This is a genomic window from Clostridium sp. 'White wine YQ' (assembly GCF_028728205.1).
GTDB lineage: Bacteria > Bacillota > Clostridia > Clostridiales > Clostridiaceae > Clostridium_T.
Map to the genome: position 1 here is coordinate 234,271 of NZ_JAQYUU010000005.1, position 15,579 is coordinate 249,849.

General features: G+C 31.6%; 11 protein-coding genes. All 11 read right to left on the reverse strand.

Annotation, left to right across the window (positions count from 1 at the left end):
* Positions 1–33: 33 nt before the first annotated feature.
* The 11 genes from PTZ02_RS15315 to murQ all read right to left on the reverse strand — a co-directional run bounded on the left by PTZ02_RS15315 (position 34) and on the right by murQ (position 15,438).
* A complete protein-coding gene (locus PTZ02_RS15315; RefSeq protein ID WP_274228666.1) occupies positions 34–1,371 on the reverse strand; it encodes a gluconeogenesis factor YvcK family protein in 1,338 nt (445 codons plus the stop codon).
* Complete coding sequence (gene rapZ / locus PTZ02_RS15320) at positions 1,368–2,252, reverse strand: RNase adapter RapZ (protein WP_274228667.1); 885 nt, start codon at positions 2,250–2,252, stop codon at positions 1,368–1,370. The genes PTZ02_RS15315 and rapZ overlap by 4 nt, the downstream gene beginning before the upstream one ends.
* Positions 2,253–2,468: 216 nt before the next feature.
* Complete coding sequence (gene murB, locus PTZ02_RS15325) at positions 2,469–3,386, reverse strand: UDP-N-acetylmuramate dehydrogenase (RefSeq protein WP_274228668.1); 918 nt, start codon at positions 3,384–3,386, stop codon at positions 2,469–2,471.
* A gap of 189 nt (positions 3,387–3,575) precedes the next feature.
* A complete protein-coding gene (gene uvrC, locus PTZ02_RS15330) occupies positions 3,576–5,438 on the reverse strand; it encodes an excinuclease ABC subunit UvrC (RefSeq protein WP_274228763.1) in 1,863 nt (620 codons plus the stop codon).
* A gap of 18 nt (positions 5,439–5,456) precedes the next feature.
* Entirely contained in the window at positions 5,457–6,920 is a 1,464-nt protein-coding gene (locus PTZ02_RS15335) for a peptidoglycan D,D-transpeptidase FtsI family protein (RefSeq protein WP_274228669.1), read from the reverse strand.
* 3 nt (positions 6,921–6,923) lie between these two features.
* Positions 6,924–8,144, reverse strand: a complete 1,221-nt coding sequence (locus tag PTZ02_RS15340; protein ID WP_274228670.1) for an FtsW/RodA/SpoVE family cell cycle protein — start codon at positions 8,142–8,144, stop codon at positions 6,924–6,926.
* 13 nt (positions 8,145–8,157) lie between these two features.
* A complete protein-coding gene (locus PTZ02_RS15345) occupies positions 8,158–8,601 on the reverse strand; it encodes an FHA domain-containing protein (protein ID WP_274228671.1) in 444 nt (147 codons plus the stop codon).
* Positions 8,602–8,891: 290 nt separating this feature from the next.
* Positions 8,892–11,714: an excinuclease ABC subunit UvrA gene (uvrA, locus tag PTZ02_RS15350; RefSeq protein ID WP_274228672.1), complete on the reverse strand. Its 2,823-nt coding sequence runs from the start codon at positions 11,712–11,714 to the stop codon at positions 8,892–8,894.
* A gap of 201 nt (positions 11,715–11,915) precedes the next feature.
* Positions 11,916–12,983, reverse strand: coding sequence for a DUF871 domain-containing protein (locus PTZ02_RS15355; RefSeq protein WP_274228673.1), 1,068 nt, complete (start codon positions 12,981–12,983; stop codon positions 11,916–11,918).
* An 83-nt stretch (positions 12,984–13,066) separates the two neighbouring features.
* Entirely contained in the window at positions 13,067–14,494 is a 1,428-nt protein-coding gene (locus PTZ02_RS15360; RefSeq protein ID WP_274228674.1) for a PTS transporter subunit EIIC, read from the reverse strand.
* Positions 14,495–14,529: 35 nt separating this feature from the next.
* A complete protein-coding gene (gene murQ / locus PTZ02_RS15365) occupies positions 14,530–15,438 on the reverse strand; it encodes an N-acetylmuramic acid 6-phosphate etherase (protein ID WP_274228675.1) in 909 nt (302 codons plus the stop codon).
* Between the last annotated feature and the right edge of the window lie 141 nt (positions 15,439–15,579).

Here is a 15,579-nt window from a genome sequence, read left to right on the forward strand (position 1 = left end):
CACGGCAAACAATACGTCCCCTTGGTTTAGTAATCATATTTTTTTATTACTCTCTTCCTTTAAACGTTGAGATAAATACATATATTCAATGATTTTCTTCTTATCAAATAAAAGTGATTTTTCCATAACTGTAGTCATTATTACTCTAGCTAACTCTTCATGATTGTGTCTTACAACATCATTTGTATAATTAATCAAATTAGCTTCTATTATTTCTATTCCCATTTTGTTTATTGCATCTTTATCTAGTGCAACAATCTCAGAACCTTCCTCTTTATATTTAGGCGAAAGATTTTTAGGCAATTTCTGAACATTTGCAATTACATAATCTACTATATCTCTTCCGCAGTGCTTATATAAAGTTTTTAAGTGATCAGATACCTTAAACCCATCTGTTTCTCCTGGTTGAGTCATTATATTTGAAATATATATCTTTAGTGCACTACTTCTTCTAACATTTGAGGCTATCTTTCTAACCAATAAATTTGGTAAAACAGAAGTATACAAACTACCAGGGCCCATTATAATTGCATCCGCTTCTCTAATAGCTGTTATGGCCTCCTTTAAAGGTTCTGCATCCTCTGGTTCTATCATAAGCTTTTTAATTTTACTATTTTGCTTTAATGCCTCTTCTGGAATTTGTGATTCTCCCTCAACTATGCTTCCATTTTCTAAGAGTGCCTTTAATCTCATATTTTCAAGAGTTACAGGAACAACCTTACCAGTAACTGCAAGTACAGAGCTCATTTTCTGAACGGCATCCTCAAAATTATCAGATATACCATCCATCGCAGCTAGAAATAGATTTCCAAAACTTTGATTTTTAAGTCTTCCATCCGTAAATCTATATTGTAATAAATTCTCCATAAGAGGTTCCATATCAGCTAATGCAAGTATACAGTTTCTTATATCTCCGGGAGGAAGAATTCCCAAGTCTTCCCTTAAGTCACCTGAACCGCCCCCATCGTCGGCAACTGTTACAATTGCAGTTATATTAGAGGTGTAGTACTTTAATCCTCTAAGCATTGTAGAAAGTCCAGTACCTCCTCCAATAACAACAATTTTTGGCCCCTTAATCAATAATCTCTTTTCATAAATTAGGTTTTCAATCTTCTGAGAATCTAATGAAACTTTTATATATCCTTTATTAATTAATGCTATTATTCCTCTCATTACCTCTGTTGCAGATACATATAATACAAATATTCCAGTTATATTTAAGAATATATAAAATACTTTATAGTAAAAATAATATGCTCTATGAAATGCTAATTCAGTAAATCCAAAGGCAATTAGTAGTACCCCAAAGATACCAAATAGTATCCACCTTTTTACCTTAATTCCTGGCCTAAGCCAATCTAAAAACTTCATAGCTTCTTTGCTCCCTTATTTACATCTTCATGTATATCTCTATGTTCGATTGATGCCTTATAATTTAATTTATTTAATCTCTCATAAATTTCGTTTGCTATTGCTACTGATCTATGTCTACCACCAGTACAACCTATAGCGATGATAAGTTGTCGTTTTCCTTCCTTTATGTAATTCGGTATTAGAAATTTTATCATATCTTCTAGTCTCTCTAAAAAACCTTTTGTTTCTTCATGTTTAATTACATAATCTCTTACTGGTTTATCCATACCAGAATATGGCTTTAAATCAGGTATATAGAATGGATTAGGAAGAAATCTAACATCAAATACTAAATCTGCATCTACAGGTATTCCATACTTAAATCCAAAGGAAAGCACAGTAGTTGAAAGCTGTCTTTCAACTTCTTTTCCAGTCCCATAATACTCATTCATCTTTTCTCTTAGGTCTTTAATAGCATATTTAGATGTATCTATTATTAAATCTGCTCTATGCTTCACTTCAATTAGTTTATTTCTTTCTAAATTTATCCCTGTAATTACTCTTCCATTTTGAGCTAATGGATGGCTTCTTCTTGCTTCCTTAAATCTTTTTACTAGGACATCATCTGATGCGTCCAAAAAGAGGATTTCATATTTAAATTCTTGTCTTTTCAAGTAATTCAAACTCTCAAAGATATCATCAAAGAATACCCCACCTCTTATATCTATAACCAATGCAACCTTATCTATTTTCCCTTCACTTTGCACACATGCTTCAGCAAACTTAGGAATAAGTTTAGGTGGCAAGTTATCAACACAAAAATATCCTAAATCTTCAAGATTTCTTGTAGCTTCTGTTTTCCCTGCTCCCGACAGTCCTGTTACAATTACAAATCTCATAAGCATCCTGATTATTTACACTAATTAAAATCAGGAATTCACCGTCCTTTCTCAAAAGATTTTCTTGTATAAAATTATATCATAATTAGAGTTCTTTGTAGTTATATTTATATTAACTTAGCTGACATTTATACTTTAAAACGATAAAAACTAGAGAGACTTAATAAAACACTTCAATCTCTCTAGTTTTTATTTATAAATCAGTATTATCTTAGGTTATTTATCTTCACCTAATATTCTAACTTCTGTATGGAGTTCTACTCCATACTTTTCCTTAACAGTCTTTTGAACATGATGTATAACATCAATGATGTCTTGAGCTGTTGCTTTATCTTTGTTTATAATAAACCCTGAATGTTTTTCAGATACTGCAGCTCCTCCTATTGAAAAACCCTTTAGCCCTGAATCTTGAATTAACTTTCCGGCAAAATAACCTTCTGGTCTTTTAAATGTACTTCCTGCTGAAGGATATTCTAATGGTTGCTTCTCTTCTCTTCTTGAAGTAAGTTCATTCACTCTAGCCTCTATTTTATCTTTATCTCCATTTGTAAGTTCAAAACATGCTCCTAAAACCACATTGCCTTCTTCCATTACAACGGAGCTTCTGTATCCTAGCTTTAAATCTTCCTTATTTAGCTTTATTATATTGAAATTATCATCAATAATTTCTGCCCATTTAATTACGTTGGAAATCTCGCCATCATAGGCTCCTGCATTCATAAACACAGCTCCCCCAACACTTCCTGGAATTCCACAAGCAAATTCAAAACCAGTTAAGGAGTGCTCTAATGCTAGTTTTGAAACATCTTTTAATAATGCACCACAATCTGCATATATTAAATTATCTTCTATTCTTATGTCTTTAAGCTCAGTAAGTTTAATAACTACTCCTCTTATTCCGCCATCTTTTACCAATAGGTTTGAACCATTTCCAATTATATAATATGGAACTTTTTCTAAACTACATAATTTAACAATCTCTGCAACTTGTTCTTTTTTTCTTGGACTAACTAAAAAGTCTACAGGTCCTCCAACTTTAAAATAAATGTGTTCACTCATTGGTGCATCTATTTCAATATCAGATTTGTCTAATACTTTCTCCAGTGAACTTAATAGGTTATGGTATTGATTCATTTCAAAACTCCTCTTGTTTAGTAATACTCCAATATATAAGTATAATTAATATTTATAAATTTAACAAGTTTTATAGGATTTTAAGTTCAACTAATAACTTATTTATTGACTAATAAACTAAGCTTCCTATAAAAAACCCTATATATTATACGGTTTTACTGTAACTTGTGTTAAGGTTCCTATTATATTTTATTTGCCACTAAAGTACTTTTTTATACTTTCAGCTGCTTTTTTATCTATTCCAGGTGTTTCTAAGAGCTCATCTATTGAAGCTTTTTTTATATTATCTACACTTCCAAACTTCATTAGAAGGTTTCTTCTTCTCTTCTCTCCTACAAACGGAATATCCTCCAAAATAGAATGAAGAGTTCTTTTGTCCCTTAATGACCTATGGTAGGTTATTGCAAATCTATGAACTTCATCTTGTATTCTTGTTAACATATGGAATAGGTTTCCTCTTCTTGATATAATAATTTCCTCATTATTATAAATGAGACCTCTTGTATTATGCTTATCATCTTTTACTAATCCGCATACAGGAATCTCAATGCCATATGAATCTAATACTTGAAGTGCAATATTAACTTGCCCTTTTCCTCCATCCATAAGAATTAAATCTGGGAAAACTGAAAACTTTCCACCTGCTAAGGTTAGTTTTCTCTCTTGAATCTGTTTTACTTCATCTAGCCCATGACTAAATCTTCTTGATAAGACTTCCCTCATACTTTCATAATCATTTGGGCCCTGTACAGTTTTAATTTTAAATCTTCTATAATCACTATTTTTAGGCTTTCCTTCTTCAAAAACTACCATAGTTCCTACAGAATCTACCCCTTGTATGTTAGATATATCATAAGCTTCTATCCTCATAGGCAGTTCATCTAAATCTAGTAGTTCTCTTAATTCTTCCAAAGAAATCCTGTTTATTTCTTTCTCACTTAAAATCTTATCCTTAAATTTCTCTAATGTCATTTTAGCATTTTCTTCAACCATCTGCAAAAGTTCTAGTTTCTCCCCTTTTTTGGGTATCTTAATCCAAACTTTAGAACCTCTTTTTATTGTTAAAAATTCTTCTAATAATTCTAACTCTTCAATTTCTGGCAAATAAATATTTTTAGGTATTTGTGCCGTTCCACCATAAAAACTGGTAATAAACTGATATAGCACTTCACTCTTGTTATAGTCTGCTTTATCTTCAAAAACGAAATGTTCTCTTCCGCTTATCTTACCATCTCTTGAAAAGAAAATTTGAACACAACAATCTTTGCCATCGCAATATAGGTTGATGTAATCTTCATCTCCTTCTCTTACAGTAAACATCTTTTGTCTTTCGATTATGTTCTCTATTGATAAAGCTCTGTCTCTAAGCTCTGCAGCCTTCTCAAACTCCAATTCATTTGATGCTTCCTGCATTTGTTCTTTAAGGTCTTTTATAATTTTTGTATCCTTGCCATTTAATATATCAATTATTTCCCTAATCATGTTTCCATAATCTTCTTTAGATTGGTATCCTGCACAAGGAGCTTTACATAGCTTTATATGATAGTTCAAACAAGGCCTTGTTTTTTCTCCTCCTTCTGTTATGGATCTCTTACATGTTCTTAAGGGATATATTTTCTTAATTAAATCTATGGTTTCATAAACTGATGTTGCATTTACATATGGTCCAAAATACTTATTCCCATCTTTAGCATAATTTCTTGTTACATACACTCTAGGGAAATCCTCATTTGTCGTTATTTTAATAAATGGATAAAATTTATCATCCTTCAACGCAATATTGTACCTTGGACTATATTTTTTTATTAGATTACATTCTAATAATAATGCTTCCATTTCTGAATCAGTAACAATATATTCAAATTCAGTTATGTTACTCACCATTTTTTTTACTTTTTCTGAATGATTTTTATTACTTTGAAAATATTGTCTTACTCTATTTTTTAAGACTTTTGCCTTCCCAACATAAATAACTTCTCCCAAGGAATTTTTCATAATATAAACTCCTGGTTTATCAGGAAGGTTTTTTAAATGATACTCAAAGTCAAATATAGAAATCACCTCTTCCGTTTATTGTCCTAATGAAGCTTTCAATACGGAACCTGCTATTTGCGCAGCAACTCCGCCACCAGCACCTCCATTTTCTACAATTACTGCAATTGCATACTTTGGATTATCTACCGGTGCAAACCCGATAAACCATGAATGCGGGTCTGCATTTGCATCACTTGTTTCCGCTGTTCCTGTTTTACCAGCAGCATTTAAGCCTCTGAAAACACCCCAGTCTCTATTGATTCTTCCATCTACTAGGCTCTTCATATAATCTTTTATAATTGCATCATCCCCACTTGATATAGGATTTGCAATTTGTTTACCCTGAATTTCTCTCACTGTTTTTCCATTCTTATCTACAACTTTATTTACTAATTTAGGTTCCATCATAACTCCATTATTTGCAACAGCTGAAGCAACTAAAGCCATTTGAAGTGGCGATGCTAAAATTGAACTTTGCCCTATACCAGTTTGTGCTATGCTTCCTTTTTCACTAGAATTCAATGTTGGAAAAGTGCTTTTATTAAATGCAATTCCATCTGAAGGCAGTGATTTATTAAATCCAAAATCCTCAGCGGTTTTCTTAAGCTTATCATTTCCTAATTCCATAGCTAGTGTTCCAAATACTACGTTTGATGAATATGCTAAAGCTGTTTTTAAGGAAAGCGAACCATAAACATTATGATCTAAGTTCCAAAGCTTGCTTCCATCTGGAAAATCTATTTTACCAGTATCCTGGAACGTTCTGCTTGTAACTCCAGGTATATTTTCCAGTGCTGATGTTAATGTTACTATCTTAAATGTAGACCCTGGCGCATACATTCCTGAAACAACTCTATTTATTAGTGGAAAACCTGAACTAGCTCCCGAATTAGCAGTTTGCATTGCTTTATCTAGATTATTGGGATCAAAAGTAGGATTAGAAACTGATGCAACTATTTCCCCTGTTTTGGGATCTAGTACAACGACTGCTCCTTTACGGCTTCCTAATGCTTGCCATGCTGTAGTTTGAATCTTTGTATCTAAGCTAGTAACAAGCGAATTTCCTATAGCTTCTTCTCCTTGGCTAGTTCGATTATTAAATACGTCCTTAATGTTTAGTTTATTTAATATACTGTTAATTGACGCTGATACTTTATCGTAACTTCTTAAATCTTTATCATATAAATATTCTAACCCACTTAACCCATATTTCTCGTTTGAATATCCTAAAACATGTGAATATAAAGATCCATACACATATTTTCTTTCTTGAGTTAATGTTCCAGTTTTCTTACTTTCAGTAAGAGCTGTCATATTTCTATCATAAATAGTCCCTCTTAGAACCTTATTTCTTTCCGCCCATAATCTCTGGTTTTCAGGCTTTTCAGCTATTGCTGGTGCCTTAAATGCCTGAAAGTATGCAATATATGTTATTAAGGCTAAAAGTAAGAAAGCGAACACTACCATTACTTTTTTTATGCTTGCTTGTGTATCCTTCATCCTTTAACCCTCCTCTGATATTTTCTGAATCATTCCTAATGCCAAGAAAATTGTAAGCATCGAGCTTCCTCCAGCACTTATAAGCGGAAGGGTTATTCCTGTAAGGGGAATAACTGCGAATACTCCTCCAATTATAACTAAAACTTGGGATGCTATCATTGCAGAAAATCCTACTGCTGCTAGTTGAGAGAATCTATCTTCTACTTTAATAGCTGCTCTCATTCCTCTATAAAATAATAAGAAATATATTATTAATATTCCTATACCAAAAACCATTCCAAATTCTTCACAAATAATTGCGAAAATATAGTCTGAAGTATTTACTGGAACAAATGCTGGATAACCTTGTCCAAGCCCAGTACCAAACATTCCGCCTGAAGAAATAGAAAATAATCCTTGAACTATTTGATAACTTTCATCATTGGCATATTGCCATATGTTCTGCCATATAATAACTCTTTCTCTTACATGCCCAAACAAATAATAGGATGCTACTGCCCCTGCTGCAAACAATACTAGACATATTAAAACATACTTAACTTTTGATGATGCTACATAAAGCATTGTTACTGTGATTCCAAAAAACAAAAGTGCGGAACCTAAGTCTCTTTGAAGCACCATGCATCCAATAGATGCCATACTAACAAGAGCAGGCTCTATTAATTGTTTTGCATCACCAAGTAAGTTTTTCTTATCTACATAATCCTTTAGTGAAGCACCTAAGTATAGAATTAAAAATATCTTTCCAATCTCTGATGGTTGTATACTTATTGGTCCTATTATTACCCAGTTCTTTGCCCCATACTGTACTTTTCCTATTAGTAAAGCCATAGGCATAAAAACTGCTACTGCACCTAAGTAATAGTATTTATATTTATAAAAGCGCTTAAAGTCAGGTAATAAAACTGTGATTAAAACAAATGAAGTTATACCCAATACAAACCATATAACTTGTTTTATAGCTGTTTGAGTATTAAGCCTATATAGTACAGCTATTCCTATCGCAGCTAATACTACTGCAAATATCAGCAAAAACTTATCACCGTCTGGGAAAAACTTTCTTACAACAAAATGCGCATATGCTATAAGTAATAATACTACCCCTCCCATAATAAGTGCTCCTATATCAATAGGATCTTTTAATAGTGCCAAATCACCAAAAAGAGCTATTGTCAAAAAGTATGCCATAAATAGTAATTTTCTTTCATCTTTTACCGTATTCATTTACTCACCTCAATTAAATAACCCTGAAAACTACAGATCCTATTTTTAATTCATCATTTACATTTAGTTTTGCGCTACCATCAATTCTCGAACCATTTATAAAAGTACCATTAGTACTTCCCAAATCCTCTACATAAAAATTATTATTTCTTATAAATAATTTAGCATGATGCCCTGATACAAATGAATCTGTCAAAATTATTGAGTTATCATCTCTTCTTCCTATAGAAACTGTATCTCTAATATGAATAAGAGTCCCTTGCTTTAAATTTGGATTATCTCCTGATGACTCTACTTCTATTCCATAAGATTTTTGGCCTTTCTTCGAAGCACCTCGTCTTCTATTTCCACCTCTTATATCTTTATTCATAATCTTCAATGCATAATAAATAATAATATATAATATTACAATAAATAAAATTGCGAAGGCTCCCGCTATCAGTTTTTGAAAATTCATGTACTCACCCCTATTTAATTACTTCAATGTTATATAATGCAAAACTTAAAATTCATTATATAATCTATTAATATTTCTGCGTTATAGATTTTAAAACTTTTTTATGATTATATTTATGATTATACACTAAAAATTGTCCTAACATTGTAGAATGAATGATTTATTTATTAAATTAATCTAAAGAAAATAAGGATATCCTAATTATTTCAGTTTATTACATATAAATAGGATACCCTTAATGATGTATTTCATTAAATTTCTATATTCTTAAATAATTAATCTTTGATTGCTTATAGATACTTCTTCAAGTACTTCCCAGTATAAGATTCTTTAACCTTCACTATTTGTTCTGGAGTTCCTGTTGCAATTATTGTACCTCCGCCATCTCCACCTTCTGGTCCTAAGTCTACAATGTAATCTGCACATTTAATCATATCAAGATTATGTTCAATTACAACAACAGAATTTCCTGCCTCAACTAATCTTTGAAGTATTTCTACTAACTTACTAACATCATCTATGTGTAATCCAGTTGTAGGCTCATCAAGTATATAAAGAGTTTTTCCTGTACTTCTCTTTGAAAGCTCGTAAGCAAGTTTAATTCTCTGTGCTTCTCCTCCAGAAAGTTGCGTAGAAGGCTGCCCTAATCTGATGTACCCTAATCCTACATCATGTAAAGTTTGAAGTTTGTTTTTTATTCTAGGTAAGTTTTCGAAATACTTTAATGCTTCTTCTACAGTCATATTTAAAACATCATCTATATTTTTACCCTTATATTTTACTTCTAAAGTTTCTCTATTATATCTTTTTCCCTTACATACTTCACATGGAACATATACATCTGAAAGGAACTGCATCTCTATCTTTATTATTCCATCTCCAGAACAAGCTTCACATCTTCCACCTTTAACATTAAAGGAGAATCTGCCAGCCTTATATCCTTTCATTTTTGATTCCGTTGTTTGAGCAAATAGCTCACGGATTATATCAAAAACTCCTGTATAGGTTGCTGGATTTGAACGTGGAGTTCTTCCTATTGGACTTTGATCTATATCAATAATCTTATCAATCGCTTCATGTCCTAGTATTTCCTTATGCTCTCCAGGTACTATATTAGATCTATTAATTGTCTTATACAGTCCTTTGTATAAAATTTCATTCACTAATGTACTTTTTCCTGAACCCGATACCCCAGTAACCATTGTTAATGCACCTAATGGGAATTTTACATTAACATTCTTAAGATTATTTTCTTTTGCTCCTTTAACAGTTATAAAATTACCGTTACCTTTTCTTCTTTCTTTTGGAACCTCAATCTTCTTTTCACCTCTTAGATATTGTCCAGTAATTGATTCCTTAGAAGTCTCAATTACACTAAGAGGTCCTGCTGCAACTATATTTCCTCCATGCTCTCCTGCACCTGGCCCAATATCTACTATAAAATCTGCTTCTTTAATAGTATCTTCATCATGCTCTACAACTATTACTGTATTTCCCACATCTCTTAAGTTCTTTAAGGTTGAGATTAATTTATCATTATCTCTTTGGTGAAGCCCTATACTTGGTTCATCTAAAATATATAAAACTCCCATTAAATAAGATCCAATTTGGGTAGCAAGTCTTATTCTTTGTGCTTCCCCCCCTGATAAGGTTCCTGAATTTCTAGCTAGATCTAGATAATCTAAACCCACATCTTTAAGAAATTGTAATCTATTTTTGATTTCCTTAAGAATTTGTGCAGAAATAACCTTATTCTTCTCTGATAATTCTATAGAATCAATATACTGCAACTCATCTTTTACTGATAATTTTGTAAATTCATTTATATTTTTATCTCCAACAGTAACTGCTAATGCTTCTGGCTTAAGTCTTGCCCCTTTACATTTAGGACAATGATTATTGCTCATATATTTTTCTATTTCACCTTTTATTAAGTCAGAGTTTGTTTCCATATACCTTCTCTTTAAAGAGTTTATTTCACCATCAAAACTATGAGAATATATTCCCTTAACTCCATCCTTAACATATTCAACTTTTGTTTTTTCACCTTTTGTTCCGTAAAGCAAAAGGTCAACAATATTCTTTGGTAAATCCTTTATTGGAGTATTAAGACTAAAATCATATTTTTCACTTAATGCTTTTAAAACTGCAAAAGTCCAAGCATCTTCTTTTAATCTTCCTTCTCCCCAAGATGCTATAGCTCCCTGCATAATTGATAATGACTTATCTGGAATAACTAAGTTTTCATCTATCTCTAATAATGTTCCTAATCCATCACAATAATCGCATTTTCCAAAAGGAGTATTAAATGAAAATAATCTTGGTTCTAATTCATCTATACTAATTCCGCAATCTGGACAAACAAATTTCTCGGAGAATAATATATCTTCTCCACCTACCATGTTTATAAGAACAAGTCCATCTCCTAGTTTAAGTGCCATTTCTAAAGAATCAGTTAATCTTCTTTCTATGTCATCTTTTATAACTAATCTATCAACCACTGCCTCAATGCTATGCTTTATATTCTTCTCAAGCTTTACCTCTTCTTCAGTTAAGTCATAAATGTTACCATCTATTCTTGCTCTAACAAATCCATTCTTTTTAATGATTTCTAATACTTTCTCATGGGTTCCTTTTCTTCCTCTTACTAAAGGAGCTAATACTTGAATTTTAGTTTTTTCGCCTAATGCCATTACCCTATCAACTATCTGATCTACAGTTTGTTGAGTTATTTCTTTTCCGCATTTAGGACAATGAGGTACTCCAACTCTAGCATATAAAAGTCTTAAATAATCATAAATTTCTGTAACTGTACCTACAGTTGATCTAGGATTTTTAGAGGTAGTTTTCTGATCTATAGAAATTGCTGGTGATAGCCCTTCAATATATTCTACATCAGGTTTATTCATCTGACCTAAAAATTGTCTTGCATATGCGGATAATGATTCTACATATCTTCTTTGTCCTTCCGCATAAAGAGTATCAAAGGCTAAAGATGACTTTCCGGAACCTGAAAGCCCTGTGAAAACAACTAATTTATCTCTAGGTATCTCTAAATTTACATTCTTTAAGTTATGTACCTTTGCTCCTTTTATAATTATCTTGTCTTTCATTTTTTCCTCCTGAAATATATCTATCTTTTTGTATTCTTGCCTAAAGTCATTATGTAATTCAATGCATTTAAATATGAACATTTGTTCGTATAAATAATATTTTATATGTTTAAAACTTATTAGTCAATAATATAAAAAATAAAAAAATGTATCCATTTATATGCTTTACCATAAAATCGAATACATCTTTTATATTTATATCTAAACTTCTATTAATTTAAATCTTACTCCCCCTTTTATAAAGTTAATAAGACTTATATCATCATCTATTATTCTTCCTATAACATTTACATTTTCATTAGCTCTTAAATCATCTTTAGTTATCTGTAATTCTCCCATATACCTTTTATAACCTTCATTATCTATTGTTATACTTCCTTTATATCTTTCAATAGTATTTTCTTTTTTTATTACTGTACTATTGCTTCCTGCATAGCTTCTAGACTCCTCGGCCCTAATTACATCCCTTGACTCATCACCCCTGCTTGTATAAGTTTTATCTAGTAATTCCTTATATCTTTCAGAACAAGCTTCTTTATTATATCTTAGAACAATTATATTCTCTTTAAGGTGTGCCATTCTTTCTAGGGTTTCTGTACATGCTTCTATATCTCCTATATATACATCATCCACGTCATACTCATATAAAAGTTCAACTGCACTATTATAAGGACTCTCAAATCTATGGCATTCAAGAGTTGGTAATCCCAAAAACAATGGACCTCTTTTAAGCTTATCTCCTACCACATAAGCTGATACTTTTATTCCATAACTTTTAATCATTTTATTCTTCTCAATAAAGTACGCCTTATCAAGCCCAGTTTCAGGTCTAGGATAAAAATTATGCCAAGCTTCAATATTTTTAAAATTTGCTCCTAATTCTTTTAAATTTACTATCTGCTCTCTTGTTAATGTACTAGCATTTAAGAAAATTCTAATGCCTTTAGATATTTCAGCTATTGTTTCATCATCATATCCATAATCTATTCTTATTCCGCTTATGCCAGCATCATATATGCCTTTAATATCACTAATATATAATCCCATTCTTTTAAAACTTTCTGGTCCAAAGTCACCATATACTTCCATAGAATGCTTCTTCGCATATTCACATAATCGCTTAAATAAAGCTGGTTGTTCCCCCTTATTTCTATCCTCAGGTATATGTAGCGAAGTAAAAATTTTATCTATCCCATATTTTGATGCATCCTCAATTCTTTTCATATTATCTTGTTCATTTTCACTTAAATATATAGAAATTCCAAGCATATTTACCCTCCTAATTCTGAAATCTTAACTATAAATATATAAGGATGAATAGTTAAATTCCATTCATCCTTACATTTTATTAATTAGTCATATAATCTTTCAACCATCTCTTCTTTAAATCCCCAGAAGTAAGTTAATATAAAGCCTGCTGCATAAGAAATTAAAAGACCTATAAAATATGCTAAATATTTATTTTGTGCAACAAGTGGAATTAATGCTAATCCAGAAGGACCAACTGCTATAGCTCCTAATTTGTATATTGCACACCAAGCTCCACCAAATCCTGCACCTATACATGCTGATATAAATGGTCTTCCAAGAGGTAGTGAAACTCCATATATTAATGGTTCCCCAATACCTAAAAATCCAACTGGAAGTGCACTTGCTATTCTATTTTTTAGTGACTTATCTTTAGTTTTAACATAGATAGCTATAGCTGTACCAACTTGACCAGCGCCTGCCATTGCTAAAACTGGAAGCAATGTTGTAAATCCATCTTTTTCAATAAGTTGTAAATGAACTGGTGTTAATCCTTGATGTAATCCAACGGTCACTAGAGGCAAGAATGTTGCACTTAAAATATATCCTCCTAGTGCACCTAATTTATACAAGCAGAAGTCTACTAAGAACCAAGTAATAGCATTCATAATAAATCCTGATAAAGGCATAATAATTGCAATTGTTATAAATGATCCTACTAATATAGTAACTAAAGGTGTTATCATCAAATCTAATGAATCTGGTATATACTTTCTTAAGTATTTTTCAATTACACTGAATATATAAGCTGCAAGAATAACTCCTAATACTCCACCTAAGCCTGTAGCAATTTGTAAGTCAAATCCAAAAATACTAAAGGTCTTTAATTGAGTTAATGCAGGTGAATATATTAGTAGACCAGCAATACCTCCAATTACACCAGTTCCACCAAACTCTTTAGCTGCATTTATACCAGTAAATACTCCTAAAGCTCCAAATAATAATCCTCCAATAGTTTTTAATAAAATAAACCAGGATGCATTAATAACTCCTTTATCTATTATTCCCGCTGTTGCCATATTTGCTATGACATTTGAAATACCTAAAATTAATCCTGATGAAACGAACCCGGGAATTAATGGAACAAATATATTTCCTACTATTTTAAGGATTTCATGTACCTTTGTATTTTGCTTTTTCTTATATTTATCTTTAGTTTCTTTGGCAAGGTTTTCATTCAATGTAGCATGTTCCCCTTCAGATGATTCTTCCACTGTACCGCCTTTCATTTCAACTAGTTTTCCGAACTCATCCGCTACCTTTTTAACTTTTCCTGGACCTATTACAACTTGTACTGTTTCATTTTGTATAACTCCAAGAACACCATCAATTTTCTTTAACCCATCAAAGTCTACCTTATCAAGGTCTTTAACTTTAATTCTTAATCTAGTCATACAATTTGCATAACTAGCTACATTACCACTTCCGTTTACCTTTTTTAAAATCTCCATTGCAAGTTCTAAATTTGTCATTTTTTACACTCCCCTCTTTAATTGTTTTTTAAGTTTTATTTTAATGATTCTATTGCTTTAGCTATGTAGCCTGAGTTTAGTAATAATAGTTCTTCTGCTTTTTCTTTATCTAAGTTCGAAATAATCATCATAATTGAAAGCTTAACATTATAGTTTGTTTCTTTAAGTATTTCTTCAGCCTTTTCTCTACTAACATCAGTAGCTTGCATTACTATTCTTTTTGCACGTTCTACTAACTTTTCATTAGATGGGTTTACATCAACCATAAGATTTCCATATACTTTTCCCATCTTAATCATTACTCCTGTAGATATCATATTTAATACTAGTTTTTGGGCCGTACCAGCCTTCATTCTAGTTGACCCAGTTACAACTTCCGGACCTACCACTGGTGCTATTGAAATATCAGATATCTTGGCCATTGGTGAATTCGGATTGCAAGAAATTGAAATAGTACTAGCGCCTATGCTTCCTGCATATTCTAATCCTCCTATGACATATGGAGTTCTTCCTGATGCTGCGATTCCAACAAAAACATCTTTATTGGTAAATTCAATATCTTTTAAATCCTTTACACAAAGTTCCTTAGAATCTTCTGCTCCCTCTTTTGCTTTAAACATTGCATCTCTTCCACCTGCGATTAATGCTACTATTACATCATCACCTACACCATAAGTTGGTAAGCATTCTGAAGCATCTAAGACACCTAATCTTCCTGATGTTCCAGCACCACAGTAAATGAAGCGTCCACCTTCCTTAATCTTGCTTGAAATTAAATCTACAGCATCTGAAATTTTATTTAATTCTTTCTCCACTGCTAATGGAACTGCTTTATCTTCATTATTAATTAATTTAAGCATTTCTACTGTTGTTACTGAATCTATCTTCTTAGTATTTTCATTTCTTTTTTCTGTTACAAGTATTTCTAAGTTAATATCACTCATTTTTTCACCCCCGTTTATTGTTCTTATTTATAATTATATACCTTTGAAATAATATTTCAAGTATTTTTATTATTTTTTGAAATTTTATTTTATATTATGTAAAAAGAATGCACCTTCAGCTTAATTTCTGAAGATGCTTTT

Coding starts and splice junctions, on each gene's coding strand:
- murQ (WP_274228675.1), bottom strand. CDS start 15,438: ATGAGTGATATTAACTTAGAAATACTTGTAACAGAAAAAAGAAATGAA.
- uvrA (WP_274228672.1), bottom strand. CDS start 11,714: ATGAAAGACAAGATAATTATAAAAGGAGCAAAGGTACATAACTTAAAG.
- PTZ02_RS15335 (WP_274228669.1), bottom strand. CDS start 6,920: ATGAAGGATACACAAGCAAGCATAAAAAAAGTAATGGTAGTGTTCGCT.
- PTZ02_RS15315 (WP_274228666.1), bottom strand. CDS start 1,371: ATGAAGTTTTTAGATTGGCTTAGGCCAGGAATTAAGGTAAAAAGGTGG.
- PTZ02_RS15345 (WP_274228671.1), bottom strand. CDS start 8,601: ATGAATTTTCAAAAACTGATAGCGGGAGCCTTCGCAATTTTATTTATT.
- rapZ (WP_274228667.1), bottom strand. CDS start 2,252: ATGAGATTTGTAATTGTAACAGGACTGTCGGGAGCAGGGAAAACAGAA.
- murB (WP_274228668.1), bottom strand. CDS start 3,386: ATGAATCAATACCATAACCTATTAAGTTCACTGGAGAAAGTATTAGAC.
- PTZ02_RS15340 (WP_274228670.1), bottom strand. CDS start 8,144: ATGAATACGGTAAAAGATGAAAGAAAATTACTATTTATGGCATACTTT.
- PTZ02_RS15360 (WP_274228674.1), bottom strand. CDS start 14,494: ATGACAAATTTAGAACTTGCAATGGAGATTTTAAAAAAGGTAAACGGA.
- PTZ02_RS15355 (WP_274228673.1), bottom strand. CDS start 12,983: ATGCTTGGAATTTCTATATATTTAAGTGAAAATGAACAAGATAATATG.